We start from the raw sequence: 10,706 nt of genomic DNA, 5'->3' as shown, positions 1-10,706 counted from the left end.
CGCCTTGTCCGGCCCACCGCTGAAGCTGGCCGCCGACGCGACGATGACGACGTCGCCAGCGCCGGCCTCGATCATCGGCGGCAGGTCGGCACGCACCGTGATGACGGTGCCGGTGAAGTTGGTGTCGACCATGGTGCGGATCTCGTCGTCGCTACCGTCCATGACCGAGCCGTAGAACCCGATGCCGGTGTTCGCCACCACCGTGTCCAGCCGGCCCCACGTGTCCAACGCCGCCTGCACCAAGCGGGCGTTGTCGTCCGGGTTCCGCACGTCCATCTCGACCGGCACGACCCGGTCGGTGCCCAGCTCCTCGGCGAGCTCGGTGAGCCGCTCGAGACGCCGCGCGCCCACGACCACGTTCGCGCCTGCCGCGACCAAGGCTTCGGTGGTGGCACGGCCGATGCCGGAGGAGGCTCCGGTCACGGCGACGACGGTTCCAGTGAGGTCACGGGGCTGCATGAGCGTCATGCCGACGAGGCTAGCCAACGGCGCCCCATGACGCGCGGCGGTGCCGTGGGCCGCGTCAGGCTGACCGGGCCCACGCGGCATACAGGGGGTCGCGGCCCGGTCGAGGAGCGGTCCGCAACGCGGTCTCCACACGCTCGAAGCCTGCCTGCTCCAGGTAGGCCCGGACGATCGCCACCCGCCCCCGCTCGTCGGTCGCGAGCCACCCGCGCACTGCCTTGGTGGGGAAGCAGCGGTTGCTGAAGGTGATCGCCACGACACCCCCGGGGGCCAGCACCCGCGCCACCTCGCGCAGCACCGCGACCGGACGCACCAGGTAGTCGATCGACACGCAGCAGACCACCGCATCGAACGAGGCATCGTCGAACGGTAGGCGCGTCTCGACGTTGAGATCCTGCAGGACGACCCGGTCGGCCAGGGGGTTCGCCCGCAGCTCGACCTCGTTCATCCCCAGGACGACCAGACCCCCGGCCGGCTTGCGCGGCAGGTGCGACACCCACGACGACATCAGGTCCAGGACCCTGCCCTCGGGCACCCCCAGCTCGTCGTACAGCTCGGTCACCGCCGCGATCGCACTGTCGTCGATGTGGGTGACCAGCCGCGGAGGGCCGTAGAAGTCGGCGTCGTCGCTCTCGTCCTGTCGGTAGAAGAAGCCGGGTGGCCAGTCCTGTGATGCCATCGCTGCATCCTGCCTCAGCGCAACTTCCGGCGATCCATCGACCTGCTCCTTCAAGGATTGAACCTGAGGCGGACAACCTCAACCGTGTCGAGCTGCATCAGCTGGGTGACGAGCGCCGGTGGACTCGCTGGAGCGGCGGGCCGGGATCGGGCGCTCATACAGAACGTTGACGGGGGTGAGGGCGAGGGGCGTGCTGTCGAGTGGGGTCAAAAGCGGTGGCTTCGGCTTGCTCTTGTCGTCCTACAGTCGTTGTAGAGCGTCTCGGGAGACCGATAGCCGTGACATCTCTCGCATCAACAAGGCCAACCTTTGGGCGTTATCGGCTGACTCGCCTTCGGCGTACGCGCGCGCCCGCAACAGATCCACCTCTCCGGCCGCCCACTCCTGGCATATATGGACGACGTCATCGCCATGCTCGCGCCACGTCGCGGCGGCTAGCTCCAGCTGATCGGCGTGCTCCTGCGCCGTGGCTAGACTCCCTCGGTACTCGTTCAAGAGGAGTGTCTTTGCTCGGTCCGCGACCTTACCGTTGCGGTGCAGCTCCTCGACTCGTTGCATGCGAAGCCGGATGTCGACCAGCGTGGCCCTGATCTCGTTGACCGCGTCGATGAGTCGCGGCAGCCACACTGATGCGGCAACACGGAGCTGGACGAGAACGGCGTCTGACTCTGACATCTCCTCAAGCTCAACGAGCAAAGTCGAGATGTGCAGGTCCAGAAGCACTTCAAGCAGGCTGACCGCTTCACGGAGCTCATCTACGTGAGTGGGTAAAGAGGCGACCTGATCGGTCAGCTCCATCAGTGGTCGAGTTGCCCAACCGACCAACCCACCGGCGGTCGGGCGGATGCGTTCGCTGATGCCGCTCACGCCCTGCTTGGCTTCACTGATGAAGTCTTTGCCTTGTGCAACAACGCGACTCCTCATGCTGCGTAGCGGGGCCTCCGCTTTGGGGCTGAAGCGGGCCATTGCTGCGGGTGGATCATCGGCGGTGTGGTGATCAACTACTCCAGAATCGTCGATGAAGACGTCGGTGCGCTCGCGGGGGGCGGGGGGAATGACAGGTGCGGCCATCCCTAAGTCAGGGTCACCATCCGCGGTGCCTACGTCGGGTACGTCTGAAGCTGCGACCCGCACAGCCTCGACAACAGCGCCTAGGTGCTCCACGGTGTCGAGCACCGCCTTCCAGGAGGAAGTCTCGACTCGCAATGAGGTCAGCTCTCGGACGCGGGCGGCCGTCGGGGTCCCAAACCCTCCGGCATCGAGGTTCGTCTCAGGGGTCGCTGTGGTCTCCTCCAGGTGAGCGATGAAGGCGTCGAACTGATCTGAGCATGAGTCGACAAAGTCGATCCACGCCTCCAAACCCATGCTTGTCGATGTCTGCAGATACTGGCTAGCCATTGTTGAGACCACCTTCATTGCAGCGCTGGCAGGCAGGCCCGCCAATCCGTAGTTCCCCCATCCGGACTCAGGCGCGACGAACACCTGCAGCGCACCGCCCACTGAGGCTACGGTGCGCAGGACATCCCGGCACTCGTCCACCACCACTTGGCCGGAGTGCCGCACGGCCAACTCCAAGGGTCGCTGACCGGTCGCGGGTGCTAGCTTCGGCAATGATGTATAGGCATCCATGAGCTTTGCTGTCATGGCCGCATCGTGGTCAACCAAATCATCGGCATGGCCCTGGCTGGATTCGCCCACCATGCCTGGCAAGTGTATGCCTATGCCCGCATGTCGGGATCTCTTGCCCAGTTACTCAAAGGCCGTATGGCGACTACTCAAGTCGTGACGAGACGAAGCTCCGAGACCACCGCTCGTCCGAGTCTGAGCCGGCGTCATTGCGCGATGTGAGGTCGCTCCGCCCGCGACGATCAGTCGAAGCACGAGCGTCGCTCGCAGCCGCACGGAAGGCAAGGGACACCCACAGAAGGGCCTGCCGGCGCCCCAAACCGCGCCTCAACCGGCTCCCCAAGCCAGCGCCCGAACCATCTCCAGAGGCCCTTCGTCCAAGGCGGGCTGCACGGGCTATCGCCTATGTCGGCGGGTCGCGCATCGAGGATGAAGGTCCTAGTGACACACCGATTGACTGCGAGACTCCACAGCCCCTCGTGCCTTGATTCAGGGCCGTTCTCGTGCTGATGACCTCGGGCGGTCGCGTGAGGTTCACCGCGCCTGATGAACGACCTGGAGATCGGTGAGACCCGCAAGACCCCAGGGCCCGTTCGCCGACCCGATTCCGCTCCATTTGTGTCCACCGAGTCACCCACGCTCATCGCGCCTACCTTCTCGCTGAGCACGTCGACGACCTCGTCGGGCAGGGTCTGGGGCACGTAGAGACGCTTCACGCCTCGGTCCACCTGGCGGCGCGTTGACGATCGGCGCAGCGTTGTTGATGATGGGGGCGAGGGGAGTACCTCGCTCTCGATGCGTCGTCATCTCGGTCGGCTGTGCCCGACTCGGCGCATCGGCCACCTCGGACTCAGCGCCTCGGTCGCCTGGGATTCCGAGTGGTGGGGGAGACCTCCGATCGCTCGGCGACCGCCGGGCACACGGAGGTACCGATGGGCGACCTGCCCTGGCTGCCGCACGATGAGTTCGCCACCTCTCTCTCTGCGGTCGCCGGCCGTGCCGCGCTGTGCAACGGCAGTACTCTCAGACCCTCCCCGTCCCCCTGCAGTCAGGACTGACCCGTGGATGTCTCCCCCCTCGTCTGGGGTCTCACCATTGCCGGCATCGTCGGGCTTCTGCTCTTCGACTTCTACTTCCACGTGCGCAAAGCCCACGTGCCCACGCTGCGCGAGGCAGCGATCTGGTCGTCGCTGTACGTGGGCATCGCGCTGCTGTTCGGCCTCGGCGTGCTGGTCTTCGGCGGGGCCACGCCCGGGGCCGAGTACTTCGCCGGCTACGTCACGGAGAAGGCGCTCTCGGTCGACAACCTGTTCGTCTTCCTCATCATCATGGCCAGCTTCCGGGTCCCCCGGGAGGACCAGCAGAAGGTGCTGCTGTTCGGCATCGCCTTCGCTCTGGTGGCGCGCACCGGCTTCATCCTCCTTGGCGCCGCCCTCATCAACTCCTTCGCGTGGGTGTTCTACCTGTTCGGGCTCATCCTGATCCTGACCGCCGGCAACATGCTCAAGTCCGAGGACGAGGAGTCCGAGACCGCCGACAACATCGTGGTGCGGATCTCGCGCAAGGTCATCCACACCACTGACTACTACGACGGCGACCGGCTCTTCACCGTGCACAACGGCAAGCGGGCCATGACCCCGATGCTGCTGGTCATGGTGGCCATCGGTGGCACCGACATCCTGTTCGCCTTCGACTCGATCCCCGCCATCTTCGGGCTGACGCAGAACACCTACCTGGTCTTCACCGCCGTCGCGTTCTCGCTGCTCGGCCTGCGCCAGCTGTACTTCCTCATCGAGGGCCTGCTGGACCGGCTCATCTTCCTCTCCTACGGCCTGGCGATCATCCTCGCCTTCATCGGCGTGAAGCTGATCCTGCACGCCCTGCACGAGAACAACGTCGTCTTCATCAACGACGGCGAGCCGGTCCCGGTGACGGAGATCAGCACCGGTGTCTCTCTGAGCGTCATCCTCGGCGTGCTTCTCGTCACCGTGCTCGCCTCCCTGTACAGCCCGGCCGGCAAGGCGCGCACCGCGATCGGCAACGCCCGCCGCCATGCCACCGCCTACCTCGACTCCGAGTACACCAAGGACCCCGCCGAGCGGGAGCGGATCTACCGCCTGCTGCTCGCCGAGCGCGACCAGATCGTCGCGCTGGGGCCGAAGTACCGCCAGAAGGCACGCGACGAGGAGGAGCTGACGGAGCTGCTGCGCCGCGCGGAAGCCAGTCACGCTGACGCCGTCGACCGCGGCGAAGCCAAACCCGACGAAGGCACCCAGCTCCTGCCCCCGCGGCCCTGACCACCTGCCGACCCGGCCCGATCGGCACATCGGTGTCGGCGCTTCCACTTCGCCGATCCCAGCGGCAACGAGATGGGGGTCTGGTCGGAGCAGTGATCGTCTCGCCGCTGACCCAGGGTGCCCGGCCTCGGCCGCGGCGGACCGCCTGGTCAGCGGTCGGCGAGCGCGCTCAGGATGCGGCCGTGGTCGGGCTGGTCGTCCGTGCCGTGCACCACGACGGTGTCTGCGCCGGCCTCCTCGAGCGCCCGGATGCGGTCGAAGAGGTCCTGCGCAGACTCCTCGGGCCGGAACGGCGTGTAGAGCGCGACGTGGGCGTCACCGACGGTGACCCGGGCGGCCCGGACCGGCTCGGGGTCGGTGAGCTGGTCCAGCAGGACACCGTCGGTGAGCTCGGCGGCGAGAGCGATGGTCTTGGGTCCGCGCGCGCCGATCAGGAGCAGCGGCGGGGACACGGGCGGCCAGTCCAACCGGACGTGGTCCAGCTGCACGTACCGGCCCCGGACGGTGACCTCCTCACCGCGCAGCAAGGCGGCCACGGCTGCGGCGTGCTCCCTCAGCAACGTCATGGGGGAGTCGACTCCCTCGCCGACCTGCTCCATCCAGGGCCGGACCCCGTGGCCCAGGGTGACGGTGACCCGGCCGGGGAACATCCGGGCGAGCGTGGCGACCTCCATCGCCGTGAGCGCGGGGTTGCGCAGCGGGACGGGGAGCAGACCGATCCCGACCGTGAGGTCACGGGACCAGGCGAGCGCGGCCGCCGCCGCGCTCACGCCGCCCTCGGCGAAGCAGTCCTCCCACAGCCACAGCTGGGAGACCCCGGCGTACTCGGCTTCGGTCACCGCGGCGCGCAACACCTCCGGTGGCAGCTGCGGCCTGACGATGACGCCGACGTCGACCATGTGGCCTCATGCTGCCACCCCGTGAGGTGCACCCGCGAGCGGCGGAGCTCCAGCACGGACGCCAGCGAACCGCCGGGTCAGCGAGCGCTGCGCTGACGCAGCACGACGACGGCGGCCACGACCAGTGCAAGGCTGCCGACGAAGAGGGCCAAGGGGCCGCCGACGGTGTCGCCGAAGAGCTCGAGCACCAGCTGCGGCGCGAACACGGCGATACCGATGCCGCCGAGGACCGCGGGGGACGTGCGGCCCTGCACGATTCCGACCGCCAGCACCATGCCCGCGATGCCCAGCCCCACGAGGGGCGCCGCGACGGGCAAGGCCGCGAACGCCAGCGTCTGGATGCCCGCACCGAGGATGAGCAGCCCCGGGATCTCGAACGCAGCGCGCGGTCGTGCCACTCCTGCCCACCCCAGCACCGTCCAGACCAGGCCGATCCCCGCCAGCGTCCAGCCCGCCGTCACCTCGTCGTCGGCCCAGCCTGCAGCCGCCTCGGCGGCGAGCACTGTGGTCACCAGCGCTGCCACCGCGGCGAGCGCGGTGGGCCAGCTGGGACGACCGAGATGGATCGGGACCACGACGACGAGGGCGGCCGCGCCGGCGAGCATGGTGGTCGACTCCTGGCCGATCGACGTGAGCTCGGTCAGCCCGACCCCCACCGTCAGCGCGACGCCGACGACCGCCAAGGCCGCGAGCAGCGAGCGCAGCCGTGCCACCGGTGGGCTCTCCGACCGGGCGAGCGCCGCTGCGCCACCCCCCACCGCGAGCGTGCCGCCCGCAGCCGTGAGCGTCCTGGCGATACCACCGAGCTCGAACCACAGCTCGGAGAAGAGCGCGAACCCCGCACCGAAGGCGAGCGCCGCACCGAGGTAGGCCAGCCCCTCGGCGACCAGCCCGCCGCGACCGCCCGCCCCGTCCGCGCGACCCGCCGCCGCCGCATCGGCCGGCGCCCTCTCGCCCTCGAACTGGTGGATGGCCGCGACGGTGCGCTCGTCGATGAGCCCGGCACGATGCCACCGGGCCACGGCCTCCTCGACCCTGTCCTCCACCACCGCTCCCCTCTGACCGCTCCACACGACCGTCGCCTGTCCCCGATTATCCGCCCTGCGGACAGCGGTGAACGAGGCTCTCCCCGGCATGACCAGGCGAACAACGCCGGGCGAGGTCGGCCGGTGCCATGCTGCAGGGATGACCGAGCCGTTCGTCGACATGCTGCGCGGAGGCCACCCGAACTCGCTGGGCAGGACCGGTGAGGTGGTTGAGCTCGTGCTGGCCGAGCCCGCGCGGCTACCGGAGCTGTTCGCGGGCATCGATGACCCCGACCCGGTCGTGCGCCTCCGGGTGGGCGACGCGCTGGAGAAGGTCTGCCGCGAGCAGCCCGACTGGTTCGTGCCCGACGTCGAGCGACTGCTGGGCGACCTCGGTCAGATCGAGCAGCCCTCCGTGCAGTGGCACGTCGCGCAGATGCTGCAGCACCTACGCGGTGGCCTCTCCGATGACCAGGTGCAACGGTCCACCGAGCTGCTGCAGCGGAACCTCACGACCTCCTCGGACTGGATCGTGCTGAACGTGACCATGGACATCCTCGTCGGCTGGGCGGAGGGCGATGCCGACCTCGCCACCTGGCTCGTGCCTGAGCTGGAGCGACTGCAGCACGACCCGCGCCCGTCCGTCGCCAAGCGGGCCGTCAGGCGCCGAGACGAGCTGCGAGGCTGACCGTCGCCCGCGGGCACCTCGGTCTGCTCCTAGGCTGGTCACCGGCCAGGGCTGCGCGGGGAGGGGTGAGGGCGTGAGCAAGCGCAATGTCGGTCTCCTGCTGGCGGCTGTGCTCGCCGCGAGCGCTGCCTGTCAGAGCGAAGAACCAGACGACCACGACGGCTCCGGCGAGGGTCAGGCTCCCCGGAGCACACTCACCGCCGAGCTCACCACGATCGCCGAGCAGGATGGCCTGCCCGGCTTCGCGGTCGCGGTGGTGAACCCGGATGGCACCATCGACTCAGCGGCAGTGGGCGAGGCCGACATCGACGCGGGCGAGCCCGTCACCACGGACACGCTCTTCCACATCGGCTCAACGCACAAGGCGGTCACCGCCCTGCTCGTCGCCACCCTGGTCGACGACGGTGTGCTCGACTGGGACGACTCGGTGGCGGATCTGGTCGAGGCCGATCTCGACCCCGACATCACGATGCGTCACCTGCTCACCATGACCAGCGGGCTCCCCGCGGCGGCGGAGGACGCACTGCCGGAGGCGGTGCGGCGGCAGCCTTCGATCGACGACGCTGTCTTCTCGGCGTTCAGCTCCGCCGAGCCGCTGGGCCCGCCGGGCGAGGTGTTCGAGTACAGCAACGTCTCCACCGCCGTGGCGGGGTATGCCGCAGCAGCCGCGGGGGACCCGGACGCCGTCGACCTGCACCAGGCATACCTCGACCAGATACGGGAGCGAGTGCTCGACCCGCTGCAGATGACCGACTCCGCGATGCTCGCCTCGCAGGCGCGGGCTACCGGTGACCTGGCCCGGTCCTACGAGATGGACGGCGACGAGCCCGTCGAGCTCGCGAGCGAGGACACCGACCTGGATCTGCTGGCCCCCGCGGGGTCGCTGAAGTCGTCGGCCGACGACATGGCCAGGTTCCTCGCCGTTCTGCTCCATGGGGGTCAGACGCCCGACGGCACCCAGATCGTTTCGCCGGAGGCGATCGCCACCATGTGGGCGCCCGAGATCGACGGCTACGCCATGGGGTGGGAAACCGGCTCGGTGGACGGGGTGGACTACCTGTCACACGACGGCAGCTACGACGGGTTCCTCAGCCTGCTCATGGTGGTTCCTGACCGGCAGGTCGCGCTGGTGCTGTTGACCAACTCCGAGTCGGCCGGGGGCGATCTCGTGTCGTCGGCACCGGCGCTCTTCGTCGAGACCACCGGCTAGGAGGGCGCTAGGCGCGCGGCCACAGTCGTTTGACTGAGGCCTTACCAGGCTGCCGGCACGATCATCGCCGCTCAGCGGGTTTCTGCGTGCAGGTACTACCTGGTTCCCTCTTGATCGAACTATCACGAGAGATCTCGTTTTCCCTGAGGAGGCCTCGGCGCGACGTCTTCACGGGCGGGATCCCTTCTGCAATTCTGGTCCAATGCCGCTGCCCACCTCGACACGACTCTTGGCCCGAAATCCGCCCTCAGAAATGCCATCCGCAGTCGGCGAAGAACTGGTCGGCCTGCGAGCCGAGCTGGACCGGGTCGTTCCGGCGAAGAACAGCACCAACCTGCTCATCGGTACCTGGAACGTGCGAGCTCTCGGCGGCTACACCCAACGGTGGACGGCGCGCAGCAAAGACAGCCCCAAACGTGACTGGCGCTCCATGGCTTGCATCGCGGAAGTGTTTTCCCGCTTCGACGTCACTGCCGTTCAGGAAACCCGGCGCGACACCAGCGCTATGCTGGCCATCCTCTCCCTGCTCGGCCCGAAGTACCGCATCATCATCTCCGACGTCACCGAAGGGGACAAAGGAAATAGCGAACGCCTCGCCTACGTCTACGACTCGACACGCGTTCAACCGTCGGGCTTGGTAGGAGAGATCGTCCTTCCTTCCATGAAGGGCTCACCAGTGCGACAGTTTGCCCGGACGCCGTACGCCGCCGGTTTCGTGCGCAACAACGTGGAGTTCATCCTCACTACTGTGCACGTGCTCTGGGGAAAGGCGCCCGCGGAGCGCTTGCCCGAACTGGCCGCCTTCGCCCAGTGGATGCGCGCATGGGCCGACCGCCCCCAGGAGTGGAACCACAACTTGCTGGTCCTCGGCGACTTCAACATCGACCGGCACGAGGACCCGCTGTGGCAGGAGTTCTTCAGCACCGGCCTGTACCCACCCGCCGTGCTCCACGATGTGAGACGGACCATTTTCGACAACAATCGCAACCGGCACTACTACGACCAGATCTCGTGGTTCAGCCCGACCGGAGCCGACGGGAAGACCGAGTCCAGACTGGACGGGCTCACCTTCGATGAGGTCGGTGGCAATATCGACTTCGTCCCGCATGTCCTGACGGCCCTCGGACTGACCAAAGCTCAGATGTCCTGGCGCATCAGTGACCACTACCCTCTGTGGCTCGAGTTCAACGTCTCGACGTGAAGAACCCTCACCCGCTCAGAGAGTGGACCGAGACCAGGTGGTGGGGTCCTCGGCGACGCTTCGCTCCTTGCCACCGACGAAGAACGAGGCAGGGTACTCACGTGGGCTGCGAGGCTACTCAAGTGCGCTCTGGCCGGTGGCAGCGTGGCCAGCTACCCGGCACTGTCCTAGGAAGGCAAGTGACGTGCGCCAGGCTCAGCCGGCTGCGAAGACCAGCGGCGTGAAGGAGAGGGGTTCGTGGTGTCGAATCTGCCCGTCGTGTACGTCCGAGGTTATGCCGGTGGGGACCGGGGTATCGAGAAGGCGGTGGAGGACCCGTTCTACGGCTTCAACGAGGGCTCGGTGCACGTGCGGGTGGGGGTCTCGGGCCGGCCGAGCTTCTACCAGTTCGAGAGCCCGTTGCTGCGATTGATGATCGACGGTGGCCGCCGCGAGGACGAGGCGCCGCATCAGGGGTACCAACTGCTGGTGCACGGCAGCCAGGAGCGTTACCTGGCCGAGGCCGAGCCGGGCAGCGTGCCCCAGGCGTCGATCTGGGTGCACCGGTTCTATGACGTGTCCGCCGAGAGCCTGACGACCCAGGCAGCGACGCTGTCGGGTGACGAGAACTCCCCGC

General features: G+C 67.9%; 9 protein-coding genes and 1 pseudogene. 5 read left to right on the top strand and 5 right to left on the bottom strand.

The annotated features are described in order from the left end of the window. From VJ976_RS05590 to VJ976_RS05580, 3 genes are all read right to left on the bottom strand, one after another. The coding region (locus tag VJ976_RS05590; RefSeq protein WP_324099126.1) for an SDR family oxidoreductase at positions 1–468 on the bottom strand (468 nt) is incomplete at its 3' end. 55 nt (positions 469–523) lie between these two features. Next, a complete protein-coding gene (locus VJ976_RS05585; RefSeq protein ID WP_324099124.1) occupies positions 524–1,144 on the bottom strand; it encodes a class I SAM-dependent methyltransferase in 621 nt (206 codons plus the stop codon). Positions 1,145–1,384: 240 nt separating this feature from the next. Continuing rightward, entirely contained in the window at positions 1,385–2,845 is a 1,461-nt protein-coding gene (locus VJ976_RS05580) for a hypothetical protein (RefSeq protein ID WP_324099123.1), read from the bottom strand. Between the two features lie 986 nt (positions 2,846–3,831). Between VJ976_RS05580 and VJ976_RS05575 the strand changes: the two genes are divergently transcribed. Beyond that, positions 3,832–5,067: a TerC family protein gene (locus VJ976_RS05575; protein ID WP_324099122.1), complete on the top strand. Its 1,236-nt coding sequence runs from the start codon at positions 3,832–3,834 to the stop codon at positions 5,065–5,067. Between the two features lie 149 nt (positions 5,068–5,216). Here the strand turns inward: VJ976_RS05575 and VJ976_RS05570 are convergent, their stop codons facing one another. Beyond that, entirely contained in the window at positions 5,217–5,966 is a 750-nt protein-coding gene (locus VJ976_RS05570) for an LLM class flavin-dependent oxidoreductase (RefSeq protein ID WP_324099121.1), read from the bottom strand. Positions 5,967–6,043: 77 nt separating this feature from the next. Next, positions 6,044–7,012, bottom strand: coding sequence for a DUF2157 domain-containing protein (locus VJ976_RS05565; RefSeq protein ID WP_324099120.1), 969 nt, complete (start codon positions 7,010–7,012; stop codon positions 6,044–6,046). Positions 7,013–7,151: 139 nt separating this feature from the next. Here VJ976_RS05565 and VJ976_RS05560 point away from each other — a divergent pair, with 139 nt between their 5' ends. From VJ976_RS05560 to VJ976_RS05545, 4 genes and pseudogenes are all read left to right on the top strand, one after another. Further along, positions 7,152–7,679, top strand: coding sequence for a hypothetical protein (locus tag VJ976_RS05560; protein WP_324099119.1), 528 nt, complete (start codon positions 7,152–7,154; stop codon positions 7,677–7,679). A 73-nt stretch (positions 7,680–7,752) separates the two neighbouring features. Further along, positions 7,753–8,889: a serine hydrolase domain-containing protein gene (locus VJ976_RS05555; protein WP_324099118.1), complete on the top strand. Its 1,137-nt coding sequence runs from the start codon at positions 7,753–7,755 to the stop codon at positions 8,887–8,889. A 202-nt stretch (positions 8,890–9,091) separates the two neighbouring features. After that, positions 9,092–10,090, top strand: coding sequence for an endonuclease/exonuclease/phosphatase family protein (locus tag VJ976_RS05550; RefSeq protein WP_324099117.1), 999 nt, complete (start codon positions 9,092–9,094; stop codon positions 10,088–10,090). A 237-nt stretch (positions 10,091–10,327) separates the two neighbouring features. Then, positions 10,328–10,706: pseudogene (locus tag VJ976_RS05545) on the top strand (hypothetical protein); the annotation flags it as partial.

Source organism: Ornithinimicrobium sp. (genome assembly GCF_035267225.1).
Classification (GTDB): Bacteria; Actinomycetota; Actinomycetes; order Actinomycetales; family Dermatophilaceae; genus Ornithinicoccus.
This window is presented reverse-complemented; position numbering and strand designations above follow the sequence as displayed.

What these genes read in the sequence shown, in the direction of transcription:
- VJ976_RS05550 (WP_324099117.1), top strand. Translation starts at nt 9,092, where the DNA reads ATGCCGCTGCCCACCTCGACACGACTCTTGGCCCGAAATCCGCCCTCA.
- VJ976_RS05570 (WP_324099121.1), bottom strand. Translation starts at nt 5,966, where the DNA reads ATGGTCGACGTCGGCGTCATCGTCAGGCCGCAGCTGCCACCGGAGGTG.
- VJ976_RS05560 (WP_324099119.1), top strand. Translation starts at nt 7,152, where the DNA reads ATGACCGAGCCGTTCGTCGACATGCTGCGCGGAGGCCACCCGAACTCG.
- VJ976_RS05585 (WP_324099124.1), bottom strand. Translation starts at nt 1,144, where the DNA reads ATGGCATCACAGGACTGGCCACCCGGCTTCTTCTACCGACAGGACGAG.
- VJ976_RS05580 (WP_324099123.1), bottom strand. Translation starts at nt 2,845, where the DNA reads ATGGTGGGCGAATCCAGCCAGGGCCATGCCGATGATTTGGTTGACCAC.